Source organism: Brevibacterium sp. NPDC049920 (assembly GCF_040656435.1).
Classification (GTDB): Bacteria; Actinomycetota; Actinomycetes; order Actinomycetales; family Brevibacteriaceae; genus Brevibacterium; species Brevibacterium pityocampae.
Map to the genome: position 1 here is coordinate 267767 of NZ_JBFAMF010000002.1, position 19262 is coordinate 287028.

General features: G+C 71.2%; 17 protein-coding genes. 2 read left to right on the forward strand and 15 right to left on the reverse strand.

Annotation, left to right across the window (positions count from 1 at the left end):
• Positions 1–47 precede the first annotated feature (47 nt).
• Complete coding sequence (locus AB0I45_RS03035; RefSeq protein WP_137319942.1) at positions 48–857, forward strand: fused MFS/spermidine synthase; 810 nt, start codon at positions 48–50, stop codon at positions 855–857.
• A 143-nt stretch (positions 858–1000) separates the two neighbouring features.
• Complete coding sequence (locus tag AB0I45_RS03040) at positions 1001–3214, forward strand: ATP-binding domain-containing protein (RefSeq protein WP_137319943.1); 2214 nt, start codon at positions 1001–1003, stop codon at positions 3212–3214.
• Positions 3215–3472: 258 nt separating this feature from the next.
• Here the strand turns inward: AB0I45_RS03040 and nrdR are convergent, their stop codons facing one another.
• The 15 genes from nrdR to AB0I45_RS03115 all read right to left on the reverse strand — a co-directional run bounded on the left by nrdR (position 3473) and on the right by AB0I45_RS03115 (position 19259).
• Complete coding sequence (gene nrdR / locus AB0I45_RS03045; RefSeq protein WP_137319944.1) at positions 3473–3982, reverse strand: transcriptional regulator NrdR; 510 nt, start codon at positions 3980–3982, stop codon at positions 3473–3475.
• Complete coding sequence (gene hisD, locus AB0I45_RS03050; protein ID WP_254668803.1) at positions 3982–5310, reverse strand: histidinol dehydrogenase; 1329 nt, start codon at positions 5308–5310, stop codon at positions 3982–3984. Before hisD ends, nrdR begins: the two co-directional genes overlap by 1 nt.
• 67 nt (positions 5311–5377) lie before the next feature.
• A complete protein-coding gene (dnaE, locus tag AB0I45_RS03055) occupies positions 5378–8959 on the reverse strand; it encodes a DNA polymerase III subunit alpha (RefSeq protein WP_360316639.1) in 3582 nt (1193 codons plus the stop codon).
• 91 nt (positions 8960–9050) lie between these two features.
• Positions 9051–9419: a hypothetical protein gene (locus AB0I45_RS03060; RefSeq protein ID WP_345031250.1), complete on the reverse strand. Its 369-nt coding sequence runs from the start codon at positions 9417–9419 to the stop codon at positions 9051–9053.
• Positions 9420–9429: 10 nt separating this feature from the next.
• Positions 9430–10359, reverse strand: a complete 930-nt coding sequence (locus tag AB0I45_RS03065) for an RluA family pseudouridine synthase (protein WP_360316642.1) — start codon at positions 10357–10359, stop codon at positions 9430–9432.
• Positions 10356–10904 carry a signal peptidase II gene (locus AB0I45_RS03070; RefSeq protein ID WP_265808740.1) on the reverse strand — a complete coding sequence of 183 codons (549 nt, stop codon included), beginning with the start codon at positions 10902–10904 and terminating at the stop codon, positions 10356–10358. The genes AB0I45_RS03065 and AB0I45_RS03070 overlap by 4 nt, the downstream gene beginning before the upstream one ends.
• A 70-nt stretch (positions 10905–10974) precedes the next feature.
• Entirely contained in the window at positions 10975–11553 is a 579-nt protein-coding gene (locus AB0I45_RS03075; RefSeq protein WP_295687444.1) for a class I SAM-dependent methyltransferase, read from the reverse strand.
• A gap of 128 nt (positions 11554–11681) precedes the next feature.
• Complete coding sequence (locus AB0I45_RS03080) at positions 11682–12548, reverse strand: DivIVA domain-containing protein (RefSeq protein WP_360316647.1); 867 nt, start codon at positions 12546–12548, stop codon at positions 11682–11684.
• A gap of 194 nt (positions 12549–12742) precedes the next feature.
• The gene (locus AB0I45_RS03085) at positions 12743–13042 is read right to left on the reverse strand and encodes a YggT family protein (RefSeq protein WP_137319950.1); all 300 of its coding nucleotides are present in this window, start codon (positions 13040–13042) and stop codon (positions 12743–12745) included.
• 126 nt (positions 13043–13168) lie between these two features.
• Entirely contained in the window at positions 13169–13666 is a 498-nt protein-coding gene (sepF, locus tag AB0I45_RS03090) for a cell division protein SepF (protein ID WP_360316650.1), read from the reverse strand.
• Between the two features lie 151 nt (positions 13667–13817).
• Positions 13818–14570: a peptidoglycan editing factor PgeF gene (gene pgeF, locus AB0I45_RS03095; protein ID WP_345031238.1), complete on the reverse strand. Its 753-nt coding sequence runs from the start codon at positions 14568–14570 to the stop codon at positions 13818–13820.
• Positions 14571–14593: 23 nt separating this feature from the next.
• On the reverse strand, positions 14594–15781 hold the full coding sequence (gene ftsZ, locus AB0I45_RS03100; RefSeq protein ID WP_137319953.1) for a cell division protein FtsZ: 1188 nt from the start codon (positions 15779–15781) through the stop codon (positions 14594–14596).
• 156 nt (positions 15782–15937) lie between these two features.
• On the reverse strand, positions 15938–16660 hold the full coding sequence (locus tag AB0I45_RS03105) for a cell division protein FtsQ (protein WP_295687458.1): 723 nt from the start codon (positions 16658–16660) through the stop codon (positions 15938–15940).
• Positions 16657–18054, reverse strand: coding sequence for a UDP-N-acetylmuramate--L-alanine ligase (gene murC / locus AB0I45_RS03110; protein WP_137319955.1), 1398 nt, complete (start codon positions 18052–18054; stop codon positions 16657–16659). Before murC ends, AB0I45_RS03105 begins: the two co-directional genes overlap by 4 nt.
• Positions 18051–19259: a UDP-N-acetylglucosamine--N-acetylmuramyl-(pentapeptide) pyrophosphoryl-undecaprenol N-acetylglucosamine transferase gene (locus tag AB0I45_RS03115; RefSeq protein WP_175406974.1), complete on the reverse strand. Its 1209-nt coding sequence runs from the start codon at positions 19257–19259 to the stop codon at positions 18051–18053. The genes murC and AB0I45_RS03115 overlap by 4 nt, the downstream gene beginning before the upstream one ends.
• Positions 19260–19262 lie beyond the last annotated feature (3 nt).

Here is a 19262-nt window from a genome sequence, read left to right on the forward strand (position 1 = left end):
GACGAGGCGCGTCCCTGTGACATCGGGCGACGCGTAGGGTGGAGGACATGGGGAGGAAACGCGCCGCACACGCCGCCGCGGCCCGCGAAGTGCCGATCTCCACCGGGATCGCGCGTCTCGAGCCGGTGCCCGGGGAGCCGGATTCGTGGGTGCTGTTCGTCAACGGGGTCCCGAGCTCCTCGATCACCGTCGGCGACCCGTTGCGCCTCGATTTCGAATACCTCGACTGGATGTCCCGGGTTGTCGACACCGTCTTCGCACCGAGGACGACGCTGCGCGCCGTGCACATCGGCGCCGCGGGGTGCGCCCTGCCGCGATGGCTCGATGCCTCCCGGCCCGGCTCGCGCCAGACCGCGATCGACATCGACGCCGAGCTCGTGCGGCAGGTGCGGGAGTGGTTCGACCTGCCCCGCTCCCCCGCGCTCGCACTGCGGTGCGGCGACGGCGCCGAGGAGATCGCCACCTTTCGCGACTCCGCGGTGGGCCTCGTCGTGCGCGATGCCTTCGCCGGCGACACCACCCCGGCGGCACTCGCCGCTCCGGAGTTCTTCGCCGAGGTCGCCCGGGTCCTCGGCCCCGGCGGACTCTACCTCGCCAACATCGCCGACCGGCCCCCGCACGCCGCGCTCCGCGCGGAGCTCGGCGAGATGCGCAGCCATTTCACCCACCTCGCGCTCGTCGCCGACCCCGGGCAGCTCCGGGGCCGGCGCTACGGCAACGTCGTCGTCGCCGGGACGCAGGAGCCGATCGACGCCGTGGGCCTCGCGAAGGCCATGCGCCGCGGCCCCGCCGTGGCGTCCGTGCGCTGCGGGGACGCGCTCGACGCATTCATCGACCATGGATCGCGGGCCGGCTGAAACCCGCGGGCACCGGCTCCCACCTGGAACGCGACATGACAACGGGGTGTCCGGGCGAGGAACTCTTCTCACGATGCGAGCGCGTCGACACCGTCGACCCCCGGCGACCCGGCATAATTGATTGCCGATTGGAAAGGTGGACGGTGAGCGAACAGACAGAGATCGACCACGAGCAGCAGAACCTCGACGTGGTATATGCGCGCCTCGACGAGCTGCGGGCCGAGGCGCAGGGGAAGCTCGGCTCGGTGCGCCGCTCCCATGTGGGCGGGCACCACCAGAACCGCTCGGAGCGCGACGCCTTCGCCACGCTCTACGAGGACCAGCTCATCCGGCTCACCAACGCCGAGGAGGGTCTGTGCTTCGGTCGGATCGACTCCGCGGCCGGGGAGACGACCTACATCGGCCGGATCGGCATCTCCGACAGCGACCGCCGCCAGCTCCTCATGGACTGGCGCGCCCCCGCCAGCGAGCCGTTCTACCGCGCCACTGCGGCCGAGCCCGGCTCGATCGTGCGCCGCCGGCACATCGCCACGCGCCGCCGCACGGTGATCGGCGTCGAGGACGACGTGCTCGACCTCGACGCGCTCGACGACGCCGAGATCCGCTCGCTCCACGGCGAGGGCGCGCTCATCGCCGCCCTCGATGCCCATCGCACGGGCCGGATGAGCGACATCGTCGCGACCATCCAGTCCGAGCAGGACTCCATCATCCGCAAGCCGCTGTCCGGTGTCGTCGTGGTGCAGGGCGGGCCGGGCACCGGTAAGACGGCGGTCGCCCTGCACCGCGCCGCCTACCTCCTCTACCAGCACCGGGAGCGGATCGCGAAGTCCGGCGTCCTCCTCATCGGCCCCTCGCCGGTGTTCCTCAAGTACATCGAGCAGGTGCTGCCGTCCCTCGGGGAGACCGGCGCGGTGCTGCAGACCCCGGGCCAGCTCATGCCCGGCTTCGACCTCACTGCCCGCGATCGTCCCGCCGCGGCCGCCGTCAAGGGCGATCTGCGGATGGTGCAGGTCATCGCCCGGGCGGTGAAGAACTATCAGCGGGTCCCGCAGGAGCCGCGCCGATTGCAGGTGGGGCGCCACACCCTCACCCTGACCCCGGAGATGGTGCGCACCGCCCGCGAACGGGCACGGCGCACCGGGTACCCGCACAACCGGGCGCGCACGACCTTCGTCTCCCAGGTGCTCCGGCAGCTCGCTCCGGCGCTCGCCGACTCCATGGGGATCTCCGCCGACGAGGAGCGCATGCCCGAGCTCCTCGAAGAGCTGCGCGGCGCCGCGGATGTGCGGGTGGCGATCAACCTGTGCTGGCTGCCGCTCACCCCGCTCGGCGTCCTCGACGCTCTGCTGTCCAAGCCCCACAAGCTCGTCGCGGCCGCCCACGGCCTGCTCGACTACGAGCAGATGGCGCTGCTGCGCCGGTTCAAGGGCGCCTCGCCGACGGTCGATGACGTGCCGCTGCTCGACGAGATCGCCGAGCTCATCGGCGGCTGGGCGGAGTCCGCGTCGGCCCCGCGGGCCGACACCGAGTACGCCGAGGCGGTGATCGAGATGACCGGCACCCAGGGCATGGTCTCCGCCGCGGATCTGGCCGAGCGCTACGACTCCCGCGACCCGCATCTCACCGTCGCCGAGCGCGCCGTCGAGGACCGCGAATGGACCTACGGGCACCTCGTCGTCGACGAGGCGCAGGAGCTCAGCCCGATGCAGCTGCGACTGCTGTTCCGCCGGGTGCCGAGCAAGTCGGCGACACTGGTGGGCGACCTCGCGCAGGCGAGCTCAGTCGATCCCGATCGCACCTGGGCCTCGATGCTCCAGCCGCACGTCGGCGACCGCTTCGCACTCGAGCAGCTGACCGTGTCGTACCGGACGCCGGGGCGCATCATGGTGCTCGCCAACCGGCTGCTGCGCGATTACTTCCCGGATCTCGCCGTGCCCTCGCCTGCCCGCGAGGGCACGTGGGAGCCGCAGATCGAGGTGCTCGGCGATGTCGCCGCGGTGTGCGCGGGACTGCCGGGCATGATCCGGGAGGAGCTCGCACTGCTCGGCGGCGGGCGGGTCGCGGTGATCGCGACGGCCGGGCACGGGGAGCTCATCGAGCACGCGCTGACCCAGGACGGCGGGGTGGACTTCGGACTCGGTCCCGCCGGCATCGACCACACCGTCGCGGTGCTCACCCCGTACGAGGCGAAGGGGCTCGAGTTCGACAGCGTCATCATCGTCGAGCCCGCCTCGATAGCCCCTGCCGGTGATCCCACGGGGATCGGCGAGCTCTACGTGGCCCTCACCCGGTCGACCTCGCGGCTGCGCGTCGTCGGGGCGGAGCCGTCCGTGCTCAGCCCGTACCTCACCCGCTGACCGCGGACGGGGCCTGCCGGGTCACCTGAGCGGGTACGTGGCCTGCCCGGTCACCCGGATCGCTGTCCCGTCCGCAGCGTGAGATTGCACGAAATTGCGGATCCGCTCTCAGGAACCTTCGGAAATTGAGGTTTGGGGGGTGGGTGAATAGAGGCCGCCGACGGCGTCGGCTTCCCCTCCGATGCCGCCGGCGGCGGGCGCGCCTGAGCGCGCAGAACTCATACTATACCGAGAACACTCGGATTCGACAACTCGATTTCACGAGTTCTGCTCAGGAACCTCGGAGGGAGCGGTCCCCGCAGCGGCCCCGGCGGGTTCGGCATCGCGCTCGGCGCGCAGCGAGGCGATCGCGGCCTCGAAATCCTCGAGCGACTCGAAGCCCTGGTACACGCTCGCGAAGCGGAGGAACGCCACCTGGTCGAGCTCGCGCAGCGGCTCGAGGATCGCCAGCCCCACCTCGTCGGCGTCGATCTCCGCGATCCCGCGGCTGCGGATCTTCTCCTCGACCCGCTGGGCGAGCTTCGCGAGGTCGTCCTCCCCCACCGGTCGGCCCTGGCAGGCCTTGCGCACACCGGAGATCACCTTCTGCCGGGAGAACTCCTCGGACACCCCGGAGCGCTTGATCACCGCGAGGCTCGTGTGCTCCATCGTGGTGAAGCGCCGCATGCAGTTGGGGCACTGGCGGCGCCGTCGGATCGACGAGCCGTCCTCCGAGGTGCGGGAGTCGACGACCCGGGAATCGGGGTGGCGGCAGAACGGGCAGTGCATCAGTTCTCCTCATCCGCGGCGAAGCGCAGGCTCACCGCGGCGCCGTGGGCGGGCAAATCCTCGTCCGCGGCGAGTGCGACGATGTGGTCGGCGACGGCGGCGAGCGCCGGGGCCGGGTAGTCGATGACCTGGCTGCCCTTGAGGAAGGACTGGATGCCGAGCGCGGAGGCGTGGGCCGCGTTCCCCATCGTCGGCAGCACGTGGTTGGAGCCGGCGCAGTAGTCGCCGAGCGCCACCGGCGAGTGGTCGCCGAGGAACACCGCTCCCCCGTTCGTCACACGCTCCGCGACGGCGCGGGGCTCGGCGACCATGAGCTGCACGTGCTCCCCGGCGTAGGCGTTGAGCACGGCGATGCCGGCATCGAGGTCCCGCACGAGCACGATCCCCGACTGCGGCCCGGCGAGCGCCTCGGCGATCCGCTCCCGGTGGGCAGCGGCGGGCACCTGTGCGGCGAGCTCGGCGGCGACCGCGTCGGCCAGCGCCTCCGAGGCGGTGACGAGCACGGAGGCCGCCTGCGGGTCGTGCTCGGCCTGGCTGATGAGGTCGGCGGCGACGAAGCGCGGGTCGGCGGTGTCGTCGGCGAGGACGATGATCTCCGTCGGACCGGCCACCGAGTCGATCCCGACCACCGAGCGGACGCTGGCCTTGGCGGCGGCGACGAAGGCGTTGCCCGGGCCGGTGATGAGGTCGACCGGTTCGAGCACCTCGCCGTCGTCGAACCCGTGGGCGAACGCGGCGACGGCCTGTGCGCCGCCCATCGCCCACACCTCCTCGACCCCGAGCATCGCGGCCGCGGCCATGACGGTGGGGTGCGGCAGCCCGGTGGACTGCGGCGGCGAGGCGATCGCGAGCGAGGCGACACCGGCGACCTGCGCCGGCACGACGTTCATCACCACGGTGGACGGGTACACCGCGAGCCCGCCGGGCACGTAGAGGCCCACCCGGTCGACCGGGAGCCAGCGGGTGGTCACGGTGCCGCCGCCGTCGAAGCTCGTCGTCACCGGGGGCCGGGCATCGGCGGCGGCGACTGCGCGCGTGCGACGGATGGTCTCCTCGAGCGCGGCGCGGATCCGCGGGTCGAGCTCGGCGGCGGCGCGGGTGAGCTCGGCGGCCGGCACGCGCACGGTGTCGAGCGCCACCCGGTCGAAGCGCTCGGTGTACTCGAGGACGGCGGAGCGGCCGTGCTCGCGGACGGCGGCGAGCAGCGGGCCGACGGCGGCGACTGCGTCGGACAGGTCGACCTGGGCCCGCGGGACAGAGGCGCGCAGGGTGCGGCGGTCGAGTGCGGAGTCGCGGAGGTCGAGGCGATTGATCGGTGAAGTGGTCACTACCCCAGTCTACGACTCGCAGCCGGCTGGTCGCCGTTCGCGCTCGAGCCCACAGCGCTGGATCGGCTCACCCGAACATCGACGGGGAGGACACCTGCAGGCACTGGGCGCCGAGGAGCGCCTTGAGGTCGCCGAACAGGCTCGGCCCCGGGGTCACCCGCACGCTCGCATCGAGCTTTATGACGATGCTGCGGCCGGGCTGGGTGAGGCTGAGCCGGACCTCGGTGGGCCCGGAGTTTGCGCGCAGGATCTCCCCGAGCTGCTCGACGAGCTCCGGGGTGCACCGCTGCACCGGCATGGTGATGTGGAGCGCCCGGTCCGCGGGGTCGGTGACGTCGGGGATCGTCATCGACTGCGCCATGAGGGAGGCCGGGCGGTCGTCGGAGCGCCGGATCCGTCCCGTCACGGTGACGACGAGGTCGGTCGCGAGCAGCGTCGCCACGGGCTCGTAGACGTCGCCGAAGAACATCACCTCGACGCTCGCCTCGAGGTCCTCGACGGTGACGATGCCGTAGGGCTTGCCGGAGTTCTTCGACACCCGGCGCTGCACCTGCGTGATCATCCCGCACACCTTCACCGAGGAGCCCTCCGGCCGGGTGTTCTCCGGGTCGACGATCTCCGCGATCGAGGCCTCCGCCTCGCTCTGCAGGACGCCCTCGAGCCCGTTGAGCGGGTGGTCGGAGACGTAGAGGCCGATCATCTCCCGCTCGAACGCGAGCTTCTCCTTCTTCTCCCACTCCGGGCGGTCGGGGATCGAGACGGAGAAGCTCGTCTCGCTCGCATCGTCGCCGCCGAGCCCGGCGAACAGGTCGAACTGGCCCGCGGCCTCCTGCCGCTTGACGCCGATGACGGAGTCGACGGCCTCCTCGTGCACCTCGACGAGCGAGCGGCGGGTGTGCCCGAGCGAGTCGAACGCGCCGGACTTGATGAGCGATTCGATCGTGCGCTTGTTGCACACGTGGCTGGGCACCTTGTCGAGGAAGTCGGTGAAGGAGGTGAAGGCGCCCTTGTCCTGGCGCGCCTCGACGATGCCGTCGACCACGTTCGCCCCGACGTTGCGCACCGCGCCCATCCCGAACCGGATGTCGGTGCCGACCGGGGTGAAGTTCTGCGCGGATTCGTTGACGTCCGGCGGCAGCACGGTGATCCGCATCCGGCGGCACTCGCCGAGGTAGATCGCGAGCTTGTCCTTGTTGTCCCCGACCGAGGTCAGCAGGGCGGCCATGTACTCCGCCGGGTAGTGCGCCTTGAGGTAGGCGGTCCAGTAGGAGATCACGCCGTAGGCCGCGGAGTGGGCCTTGTTGAACGCGTAGTCGGAGAACGGCAGCAGGATGTCCCACAGCGCCTGCGCCGCGGCCTCGGAGAAGCCACGCTCCTTCATCCCCTCGAAGAAGCCGACCTGCTGCTTATCGAGCTCGGACTTCTTCTTCTTGCCCATCGCGCGGCGCAGGATGTCGGCCTGGCCGAGCGAGTACCCCGCGACCTTCTGCGCGATCGCCATCACCTGCTCCTGGTAGATGATGAGGCCGTAGGTCGTGTCGAGGATGTCGCGCAGCGGCTCCTCGAGCTCGGGGTGGATGGGCGTGATCGGCTGCTGGTCGTTCTTGCGCAGTGCGTAGTTCGTGTGTGACTGGGCGCCCATCGGGCCGGGCCGGTAGAGCGCGAGGGTCGCGGAGATGTCCTCGAAGTTGTCCGGCTGCATGAGGCGCAGCAGCCCCTGCAGGCCGGCGCCGTCAAGCTGGAACACCCCGAGCGTGTCGCCGCGGGCCAGCAGCTTGTAGGACTCCGCGTCGTCGAGCGCGAGCTGCTCGAGGTCGAGGTGGAAGTCGCGGTTGAGCTCGATGTTCGCGATCGCGTCGGAGATGATCGTGAGGTTGCGCAGGCCCAGGAAGTCCATCTTGATGAGCCCCAGGCCCTCGCTCGTGGGGTAGTCGAACTGGGTGATGACCTGGCCGTCCTGGAAGCGGCGCATGATCGGGATCACGTCGATGATCGGCTCCGAGGACATGATGACGCCCGCGGCGTGCACGCCCCACTGCCGCTTGAGCCCCTCGAGTCCCTTGGCGGTGGCGAAGGTCTCCTGCGCGTCCGGGTCGGAGGCGACGAACTCGCGGAACTCCCCGGCCTCGCCGTAGCGCTTGGCCTGCGGGTCCTCGATGTCGGCCAGCGGAATGTCCTTGGCCATGACCGGCGGCGGCAGCGCCTTGGTGAGCCGCTCCCCCAGCGAGAACGGCTTGCCGAGCACGCGCGCGGAGTCCTTGAGCGCCTGCTTGGTCTTGATCGTGCCGTAGGTCACGATCATCGCGACGTACTCGCTGCCGTACTTGCGGGTGACGTACTCGATGACCTCGCCGCGGCGACGATCATCGAAGTCGACGTCGAAGTCGGGCATGGAGACGCGCTCGGGATTGAGGAAGCGCTCGAAGATCAGGCCGTGCTCGAGCGGGTCGAGGTCGGTGATGCGCATCGCGTAGGCAACCATCGAGCCGGCGCCGGAGCCGCGGCCCGGGCCCACCCGGATGCCGTTGTCCTTCGACCAGTTGATGAAGTCGGCGACGACGAGGAAGTAGCCGGGGAAGCCCATCGAGATGATGACCTCGAGCTCGTAGTCCGCCTGTTTGCGCACCTCGTCGGGGATCCCGCCGGGATACCGGTAGTGGAGGCCCTTGTCGACCTCCTTGATGAGCCAGGAGGTCTCGTCCTCGCCCGGCGGGCAGGGGAACTTCGGCATGTAGTTCGCCGAGGTGTCGAAGGACACCGCGCAGCGCTCGGCGATCTCGAGGGTGTTGTCGCAGGCCTCGGGCATCTCCTTGAACAGGGCGCGCATCTCCGCCGGCGACTTGAGGTAGTAGCCGGATCCGGAGAACGCGAAGCGGCTGCCGCCCTGGTCGTAGGTCGGCTCGATGAGCTTGGAGCCGGACTGGATCGCGAGCAGCGCCTCGTGCGCCTTCGCATCCGATTCGTGCGTGTAGTGGAGGTCGTTCGTCGCGACGAGCGGGAGATCGAGCTCCTTCGCCAGCCGCAGCAGGTCCTTGATGACCCGGCGCTCGATGGACAGCCCGTGGTCCATGATCTCGCAGTAGTAGTTGCCGGCGCCGAAGATGTCCTTGTACTCCGAGGCCGCGCGCAGCGCCTCGTCGTACTGGCCCAGGCGCAGGCGCGTCTGCACCTCGCTCGAGGGGCACCCGGTGGTGGCGATGAGGCCGCTCGCGTGGTTCTCGATGAGCTCCCGGTCGAGGCGGGGCCACTTGCCGAACGCGGAGTCGAGCGAGGCCACCGAGGACGCCCGGAACAGGTTCTGCATGCCGGTGTTGTTCTCCGCCAGCAACGTCATGTGGGTGTAGGCGCCGCCGCCGGACACGTCGTCGCCGCGCTGGCTCTCGTCGGTCCGCCACTTGACGCGGGTCTTGTCCCCGCGTGACGTCCCGGGGGTGACGTAGGCCTCGACGCCGATGATCGGCTTGACCCCGGCGCTCGTCGCCTGGCTCCAGAAGTCGAACGCGCCGAACAGGTACCCGTGGTCGGTGGTGGCGATGGCGGGCATCCCCATCTCCTTGGTCGCCGCCATGAGGTCGCCCACGCGGGCCGCTCCGTCGAGCATCGAGTACTCGGTGTGCACGTGCAGATGTACGAAGCTGTCGCTGCTCACGGATCCCTCTTCCCGGCCTCGGATTGTGCTCGTCCCAGGGTACCGCCGATCACGGACACGGGGGTGCTCCCGACTCCCCTGCGCGGTCCGTTCAGCGGACGATCGCGCGCACCTCGTCGCCCGTTCCCGGGCGCCAGGCGACCGGGTGCTCGGTGCCGGGGGCGAATCGTGATCTCTGCCACCGGGCGAGGTGCTTGATCTCCCAGCCGCGGAACGTGCGGCCGTCGGGGAGCCGGACGTCGTAGACGATGAGGTGCTCGTATGCCTCGTTGCTGATCCGCCCCCGGAAGGTCTGCTCGGTCACGGTGCCGTGGGCCACCGGCGCCCCGACGAAGGCGGGGTCGAGGCGCCGCTCGCGGTGCCGGCGCAGCATCACACCGAGGACCGCGAGGCCGGCGACCGCGGCGAGGAACAGACCGCCGATGACGACGACGAGGCCGATCGCGAACAGCCGGTCCACGGGCGCCCCGTCAGCCCTGGGCGCGGCGCAGGCGGTCGAGCGCGGTCTGCAGATCCTCGGGATAGCTGCTCTCGAACTCGACGAACTCCCCGGTCTCCGGATGGGTGAAGCCGAGCCGCACCGCGTGCAGCCACTGGCGCTCGAGTCCGAGCTTGCCGGCGAGCACGGGGTCCGCGCCGTAGGGCAGGTCCCCGGCGCAGGGGTGCTTGGTGGCGGCCATGTGGACGCGGATCTGGTGGGTCCGGCCGGTCTCGAGCCGGACCTCGAGCAGAGTCGCCGAGCGGTAGGCCTCGAGGACCTCGTAGTGGGTGACGGCGTGCTTGCCGTCGGTGAGCACGGCGTAGAGCCCGTCGCGGCGCGGGTTCCGGCCGATCGGCGCCTCGATCGTGCCGACGACCGGGTCCGGCAGGCCCTGCACGAGCGCGTGGTAGGTCTTGGCCACGGTGCGCTCCTTGAACGCCCGCTTGAGCACCGAGTAGGCGTGCTCGCCCTTGGCGACCACCATGACGCCCGAGGTGCCGACGTCAAGGCGGTGGACGATCCCCTGCCGCTCGGCCGCGCCCGAGGTGGCGATGTCGTAGCCGGCGGCCGCGAGCCCGCCGACCACCGTCGGGCCCTTCCAGCCGGCGGCGGCGTGGGCGGCGACCCCGACGGGCTTGTCGACGACGACGAAGGCATCGTCGTCGTAGATCACGCGCATCCCCTCGACGGGTTCGGCGACGATCTCCAGCGGTTTCGCCGGCTCCGGCATGACGACGTCGATGCGGGCCCCGGCGCTCACCCGTTCGGACTTCCCGACGACCGTGCCGTCGACGTGGACGTCACCGGCGGCGGCGATCGCCGCGGCGGCGGAGCGCGACAGCCCGAGCATCCGGCTCAGGGCGGTGTCGACCCGCTCCCCCTCGAGGCCCTCGGGCACGAACATCGAACGCTGGGTCACACCTGCTCCTTCGTCTGGTCGTCGGCGGCCGGACCGGAGGCGGTGTCGAGCGTGCCGTCGAGGCCGATGCCGCGCAGGGTGGTGAGCACGATGACGACGGCGGCAGCCGAGATCGCGATGTCTGCGATGTTGCAGATGAAGAGCGAGAGGTCGATGAAGTCGACGACGGCGCCGTGGAAGAATCCCGGCGGCCGGAACAGGCGGTCGAGGAGGTTGCCGGTGAGACCGCCGAGGAGGAGGCCGAGGCCGCAGCTCCAGGCGCGCGAGCCCAGCCGCCGACTGGCGAACAGGATCCCGACGAGCACGATGATCGCGATGACGGCGAAGATCCACGTCGAGTTCGCGCCCATCCCGAACGCCGCTCCCGGGTTGCGGTAGAAGGTGAAGCCGGCGAGCTCGCCGATCACGGGGATCGAGGGCTGGCCCTCGAGCGTCGCGATCGCGATCTGCTTGGTGACCTGGTCGAGCACGATGACGGCGGCGGCGATCGCGAACAGCGTTCCGACGAGGAGCCCTCTCCTGCCGGTGGGGGGTGCGGTGCTCACGGCCGTGGGGTCTCCTCGGGTCGGGCGGCGATCGATTCGGCTCCCCAGTCTAGCGGCCGAACCGCCCTGGCTAGTACTCGGCGGAGCGCTGGGCGAGGAGCAGACCCTTGCCGACGGCGAGCGTGAGCACAGCGAACCCGGGCGTCTCGCGCAGGGCGGCTGCGAAGTCGGCGGTCTCGTGCTCGTGGGAGATGACGTTGTCGACGACGAGCAGCCCGTCGAGCAGCCGCAGGATCTGCGGCAGGTAGTCGAGGTAGGCGGTGCGATCCGAATCGAGGAAGATCAGGTCGAAGGAGCCGTGGATCGCGGCGAGCTCCTCCCCCGCGTCGCCGACCCGCTGCTCGATCTGCGCCTCGAGGCCGACCTCGGCGAAGTGCCCGGCGGCCTCTGCGGCCCGCCCGGGGTGGTTGTCGATGGTGAGGATCCGCCCGCCGGGCGGCAGCGCCTGGGCGATCCACATCGTCGAGTACCCGTTCGAGGTGCCGACCTCGAGCACGTTCTCCGCACGCAGGCCGCAGACCAGGTCGGCGAGCAGGCGGGCCGAGGCCGGCTCGAGGTTGCGGTAGCGGCTCTCATGCGCTTCGACCCGGGAATCGTGGTCCCGGGACCGGGCGAGGACCGCGGCGCTGAAATCGTGGAAGTCGACCATGGTCCCACCCTAGGCTCCCGCGCCCGGCTTGGGAACAGTGCCGGATCGCACCGGGGAACAGCGGACGGCGCCGGCGAGCCGTGCTCGCCGACGCCGTCGCGTCGCTGCTGACCGAACCGGGGTGCGGCTCAGATCGAGTGCTGCGGGGAGTTCCCGAGCTTGTTGCCGCCCAGCGTCTCCGGAGCCAGGGACCCGGAGTTCTCGAGCTCGCGCAGCTGATCGCTGAGGTAGCTCTTGAGACGGGTGCGGTACTGACGCTCGAAGTTCTGCAGGCCTTCGATCTCGCGCTCGAGGTTGGCCTTCTCGGTCTCGAGGTGACGCAGGGTGTCGTCGCGCTTCTTCTCCGCGTCTCCGACGATCTCCTGAGCCTTCTTCTCCGCGTCGGCGATGAGGCGGTCACGGGTGCGCTCGCCCTCGGCGAGGTGCTCGTCGTGGAGGCGCTGCGCCAGCGCGATGAGGCCGTGGGCGTCCTGCTCGGATCCACCGGACGTGGCAGCTGCACCGGCGGCGGCGCCCGTAGCGGCTGCGGCGGGCCGAGCAGCACCTGCGGACGAATCCGGCTCCGGTGCGGGAGCGGCGGGCTTGGGCTCCTCGACGGGTGCTGGCTGCTGCTGGGCCGGGGCGGACGCCTGCGGCGCCGGTCCCTGCGGCGCGACGAGCGGCGAGGCCTGCGTCTGCGACTTGGGCTCGGGGCGCTCCCCGGCCTTGGGCTCGTTGCCGGGCACGGCTGCGGGCATCGCCTGGGTGGCCTGCGGGTCGACGGCCGACTCCGGCTTCGAGTTCGAGGCCGGCGCGGATCCGCCCTGCGACAGTTCGTTGACGCGCTGCTCGGCGGCCGACAGCTTCTGACGGAGCTCGTCGTTCTCCTGGTAGAGACGGCGGAACTCGACGACGACCTCGTCGAGGAAGTCGTCGACCTCGTCCTGGTCGTACCCGTCGCGGAACTTCACGTGCTGGAACCGCTTGTTTACTACGTCTTCAGGCGTAAGCGCCATGAGGCCACCTTCGGTCGACAATGATGTTCTTTACAAGTCTGTTATACAACAGGCAACAGGGAAACTGTATCCCATCCCCCGCAGTGTTGTCGTGTTCAGCGGCTTTCCGCATCGGAACGCCGTGGGCGAAGACCCGTGCTTCGGTCACGGAACGGTTACGACGCACCGCCGAGCGGGGACGCCCTGCATCCGGCTCAGAGGAAGGAGTTGCCGGCCACCCGAAGCGCGCCGGCGAGCACCTGGACGAGGATGAACACGACGATGAAGCCGAGGTCGAGCGAGATCTGTCCGAGCCGCACGGGCGGGATGATCCGGCGCATGAGCTTGACCGGCGGATCGGTGAGCGTGTAGACGACCTCGCACAGCACGAGCACGAAACCGGTGGGGCGCCAATCGCGCGAGAACACCTGGATGAGGTCGATGACGACCCGGGCGAGCAGCACGTACACGTACAGGCTCAGGAGCGTCGCCAGGAGATGGAAGATGATGCCCACGGGCGAGTCGAACCTCTTTCGTATGGGATGGACGACGGCGGTCTACCCCACCAGGGTAGACCGCCGTCGGAGGAAACCGGAACCGCGACCCGCTTCTCCCAGCGAGCCCTCGGGTGGCGTGCGGGTTCAGCTCTGGTTGAAGAAGCTCGCCTGCATGTCGCCGGCGCCCTCGTTCTCCGTCGACACCTCGATGTTCTCCGGGGTGAGGAGGAAGACGCTGTTCGTGACTTTCTCGATGGAGCCGCGCAGCCCGAAGATCAGGCCGGCGGAGAAGTCGACGAGGCGCTTCGAGTTGGCCTCGTCCATCGCGGACAGATTCATGATCACCGGGATGCCGTCGCGGAACGCGGTGCCGATCGCCTTGGCGTCGTTGTAGCTGCGGGGGTGGATCGTCTGGATGCGCTGCATGGCCGAGGCCGGCGCTGATTCGACAGGGCGCACGGAAGCGCGGATGGGGGTCACTGCGGCGGGCTCCTCGTACTCGACGACGTCGTAGTCCTCGACGCCGTACTCGTCGGCGTGGTCGTCGGTCTCGACGGTGCTGCACTGGTGGCGGGTGTGCGGCTCGTCGATATCGTCCTCGACGAAGCCCAGGTAGGTGCCGATCTTCTTGAGAGCGGACATGTCGTCTCCTCGTGGTTCGCGGTTCGTGTCGCAGGTGCGTCTGCGCTGAGTCTCCCTCGATCCGAAACTAGCGCAGTCGGCGACCGGATCGCGGGAGGGTGCGCGGGTGTGTCGAGGGTGGGAGTGCGCCCGGTGCACCGCCGAACCGGGGTCAGTGCGCCTGGAGCCAGACCACGCCGGCGAACCGGCCGGTCACGCCCTCGCGCCGGTAGGAGTAGAGCGCAGGGTCCTCCGCGGTGCAGATGGGCACCCACTGGTGGATCGCGGCACCTGCCCGGCGCAGCTGCTCCGCCACGCCGGCGGCGACGTCGAGAGCCGGGGTTCCGTGGGCCGACACCGAGGCGGTCACGGGTTCGGCGGCCGCGACCTCGGCACGCAGCTCCGCGGGCACCTCGTAGCAGCGCGGGCAGATCGAGGGGCCGATGACGGCGGTGATGCGTTCGGCGCCGGCGGCCCCCATCGCCTCGAGGGTCGCGGGCACGACCCCGTCGGCCATGCCCTTGCGGCCGGCGTGCACGGCGGCGATGACCCCGGCATCGACGTCGGCGAGGAGGACGGGCGTGCAGTCGGCGACCTGGACGACGAGCCCGAGGTCGGCGCTGGTCGTGATCTGCGCGTCGGCGATGACGGGTGCGGTCGGCACGGAGGCGCTCGGGTCCGGGAGGTCCAGGCGGTGCACCGCGGTGCCGTGGACCTGGGAGACGAAGCTCAGGCGGTCGGCCTGGAGCTGGAGGACGGTGGCGAGCATGCTCCGGTTCGCCGCGACGTGCTCCTCGGTATCGCCCACGGGGCGGGCGAGGTTGAAGGAGTCGAAGGGAGCGGCGCTGTAGCCGCCCCGCCTGTCGGTGAAGGCGGCGTGCGCGGTGAAGCGATCACCCGCCAGGACGAAGCGGCTCTGCAGCACGGGACGGCCTCAGACGATCCCGGTCACTTGAGGAAGTCCGGGATGTCCAGATCCGAGTTGTCGAACCGGGACGGGCGCTGCTCCTCCGGGAGCGAGGACGGGACCTCGGAGTCCTGCTGGACTGCGGCGGGCCGGTCCTGCTGGAAGCGGTCCTGCTGCGGGAGGTCCTGGCCGCGCTCGGCGGCGGGCGCGGATTCCGCGGCGGGGGCCTCGGGCTCGGGCTCGACGACGGCGGGACGACCGGCCGGCTCGGGGGCGTCCCCGACCTGCGAGTCGAAGCCCGCGGCGATCACGGTGATCCGGCACTCGTCGCCGAGGTTGTCGTCGATCACGGTGCCGAAGATGATGTTCGCCTCCGGGTGCGCGGCCTCCTGGACGAGGCGCGCGGCCTCGTTGATCTCGAACAGGCCGAGGTCGGAGCCGCCCTGGATGCTCAGCAGCACCCCGTGCGCACCCTCGATGCTCGCTTCGAGCAGCGGCGAGGCGATCGCGGCCTCGGCGGCCTGGACCGCACGGTCCTCGCCGACCGCGGAGCCGATTCCCATGAGGGCGGTGCCGGCGTTCTGCATGACCGACTTCACGTCGGCGAAGTCGAGGTTGATCATGCCGGGGGTGGAGATCAGGTCGGTGATGCCCTGCACGCCGGAGCGCAGCACCTCGTCGGCGGACTGGAACGCTTCGAGCACGGAGACGTTGCGGTCCGAGATCGACAGCAGCCGGTCGTTCGGGATGACGATGAGGGTGTCGACCTCTTCGCGGAGCGCGGCGATGCCGGCTTCGGCCTGGGCCGAGCGGCGACGCCCCTCGAAGGTGAATGGTCGGGTGACGACGCCGATGGTGAGAGCGCCGAGCGAGCGGGCGATGCGCGCCACGACGGGAGCCGCGCCGGTGCCGGTGCCGCCGCCCTCGCCGGCGGTGACGAAGACCATGTCGGCGCCCTCGAGCGCCTCCTCGATGGCCTCCTCGGAGTCCTCCGCGGCCTTCCGGCCGATCTCCGGGTCCGCGCCGGCGCCGAGGCCGCGGGTGAGATCACGGCCGATCTCGAGCTTGAGGTCGGCCTCCGACAGGAGGAGCGCCTGGGCGTCGGTGTTGATCGCGATGAATTCGACACCGCGCAGACCGACGTCGATCATCCGCTGGACAGCGTTGACTCCGCCGCCGCCGGTGCCGGCGACTTTGATGTCCGCTCCGGATTGTGGGAATTCAGCCAAGTCGGTTCCTCTTTCGACGCATCTGGCCCGCGAGCGGGCGCTCCGGCGATTTTGCCTTCGACCCGACGCTATGGGGATCGCAGCCCGGGTGCAACCACTGCCCCCGGTGTGTCCGCCGGGGATCGAGAAATGTCCGCCCGCCCGCCGGCGGGCGGCTCAGCGGGTGACGGGCACCTCCGGCACGGACACGTCGATCTCCGTTGCCCCGGTGCGCATGAGGGCGAGCGCGACCTCGAACTTCCGGGCGGTGTCCTCCGGGGAGCCGAAGTGCACGGTGACCTCGGTGCCCTCGTGGTCGTACAGCATCCGCAGGTCCTGGTCGGAGCCGGCGCGCATCGAGGTGATGTGCTCCCGCTGCGCGGCGGGCACCGCGTCGATGAAGGCGACGGCGGCCCCGACCGCGGCGGGTGCGTCCGCGCCCTCGGCGAGCCCGAGCACGGGCAGGCCGTCGGGCGCCTCCGGCACCCTGTCGATGATGCGCCCGGTGATGTCATAGCGCTCGAAGGCATCCCCGGCGGGCACGGAGAGCACCGGCTGCCGGTCGCTGACCTCGACGGCGAGCGCCCGCGGCCCGGCCCAGCTCACCGTCACGGTGTCCGCCTTGGGGAACTCCGCGACGATCGCCTCCTCGAGCCGGCCACGCCGGATCTGCGGCAGCGGGGTGCCGGCGTGCGCGTCCGTGACGTACTCCGCGACGGCGTCCGGGTCGGTGAGCTCGGTCCCGGTGACCTCGACGCGCTCGAGCGCGAGCACGGGTGAGAACCAGGCGACGGCGGCGAGACCGATCACGGCGAGGGCCGCTCCGGCGACGATCGCCCAGGTCCCGATCCGGGCGCGCCGACGGGCGGCGAGCCGGTCGGCGAGGCTCGCGGTGCTCACGCTTCGAGGGCCGCCACGAGCTCGGGGCCGAGGAGCGTCACGTCGCCGGCGCCGGCGGTGATGACGACGTCTCCGGGCCGCACGCGCTCGCGCACGTAGGGCACGGCGTCGGCGAAGGAGGCGAGGAACACGACGTCCTCGTGGGGCACCTCTGCCGCGATGAGCGCCCCGGTGACCCCGGGGATCGGGTCCTCGCGGGCGGGGAACACGTCGAGCACGACGACGTCGTCGGCGATCCCGAGCGCACGGCCGAACTCCGCCTTGAAGTTCTGGGTGCGGGAGAACAGGTGCGGCTGGAAGATCACGTGGACGCGCCCGCCGGGGTCGACGACCTCGCGGGCGGCGGTGAGCACCGCTGCGACCTCGGTCGGGTGGTGGGCGTAGTCGTCGTACACCCGCACCCCGCTCCCGGTGCCGCGCAGCTCGAACCGGCGGCGCGTGCCGCCGAAGGATTCGACGCCGAGGATCGCGTCGGACAGCGGGAAGCCGAGCTCCGCGGCCACGCAGAGGGCGGCGGCGGCGTTCGCCGCGTTGTACTCGCCGGGCTGCCGGAGCCGGATCGGGCCGTGCTCCGTGCCGTCGAGCACGAGCGAGAACTCCGCGCCGGTGCGTCCGGGGCGGATCCCGACGATCCGGGCGTCGGCGTCCTCGGCCTGCCCGTAGAGGAGCACCCGGGCGCCCTCGGCGCGGGCGTGCTCGCCGATCTCGCGGGAGCCGGGGTCGTCGGCGCACACGATGACGGTGCCGCCGCGCTCGGCGACCCGGGAGCAGAAGTCGACGAACGCCTGCCGGACGGCCTCCCAGGTGCCGTAGTGGTCGAGGTGGTCGGCCTCGACATTGGTGATGACCCCGACGGCGGGCTCGTAGAGGAGGAAGGAGCCGTCGGACTCGTCGGCCTCGGCGACGAACACGTCGCCCGTGCCGTCGTGGGCGTTCGTGCCGGTCGCGGTGAGCACCCCGCCGATGACGAACGAGGGGTCCGCCCCGCAGGCCTGGAGGACGACGGTCGTCATCGAGGTCGTCGTCGTCTTGCCGTGGGTGCCGGCGATCGCGACGGTCCGCCGATCGGTCATGAGGGAGGCGAGCGCCTGCGAGCGGTGGATGATCCGCAGGCCGGCGGCGCGCGCCGCGGCGAGCTCCGGATTGGTCTCGCGGATCGCGGAGGACACGACGACGGTGTCCGCGCCGGTGACGTTCTCCGCGCGCTGACCGATCTCCACCTCCGCCCCCTGGGCGCGCAGCGTGGTGACGACGCTCGAGTCCTTGGCGTCGGAGCCGGTCACGGTCATCCCGCGCATGAGCATGATGCGGGCGATGCCGGACATCCCGGCTCCGCCGATTCCGATGAAGTGCACGCGGCCGAGCTCGGCGGCCGGCACAATGGCCTCGGTCATGGGTGTCCCTCGCTGTCGGGTGGTTCGGTGGTCGGGGAGTCGGAGCCGCCGCGGGCCCGCTCGTCGCGGGTGCGCCGCTCGGGCGGGTAGGGCCGGTGCGGGTGGTCGAGTCCGGCGGCGTCGAGGATCATCGCGACCATGGTGCGGGCGGCGGTCTGCGGGAACACCATGCTCCGGGCGGCCTGCTCCATCGCCTCCAGGCGAGCGTCGTCGGTAAGCAGCGGGATGATCCGGGTGCGGATGCTCTCGGCGGTGAAGTCGGCGTTCTCGATGATCTCGGCGGCACCGGCGGCCGCGGCGTCGGCGGCGTTGAGGCGCTGCTCGCCGTTGCCGATCGGCAGGGGCACGTAGATCGCGGGCACCTGCGCGGTCGTCGCCTCGGCGACGGTGCCCGCGCCGGCCCGGCAGATGAGGAGGTCGGCGGCGGCGTAGACGTTCTCCATCCCGTCGACGTAGTCGACGACGTGGTAGCCGTGGTAGCGCTCCGCGGCGGCGGCGAGATCGGCGCCCTTCCCGGCACCGGTGATGTGGAGGATCTGGAGGCCGGCGGCCATGAGCTCGGGCATCGCGGCGCGGAAGGCCTCGTTCATCGCCTGCGCGCCGAGCGAGCCCCCGGTGACGACGAGGGTGCGCCGCTGCGGGTCGAGCCCCAGGGCGACGGCGGCGCGGGCGCGGGCGGCCGGGTCGGTGCGGTCGACGGCCTCGATCGCCGAGCGCATCGGCATGCCGACGTGCTCGCCGGTGAGCGGGGTGCTCGCGAAGGTGTAGCCGACGCGCCGCCGGGGGGTGAGCCGGGCGCCGAGCCGGTTGGCGAGCCCCGGGCGGGCATTGGCCTCGTGGACGACGATCGGGGTGCCGGTGCGCCGCGCGGCGAGGTACGCCGGGGTCGACACGTAGCCGCCCACGCCGCAGACAACGTCGACGCCGCGCTCGCGGATGATCCGGGTGACGGCGGACACGGTGCCGAGGAGGCGGCCGGGGAAGCGGACGAGGCCGGCGTCGATCCGGCGCGGCGCGGGCACCTTGTCGATGGTGAGGAGCTCGTGGCCGGCCTCGGGCACGAGCCGGGTCTCGAGTCCCTCGGCGGTGCCGAGCATGAGGATCTGCGCGTCGGGGACCTGGAAGGCGAGGTCGTCGGCGATCGCGAGCATGGGCGAGATGTGGCCGGTGGTGCCGCCGCCGGCGAACAGGACTGTCAGGGGCATGGG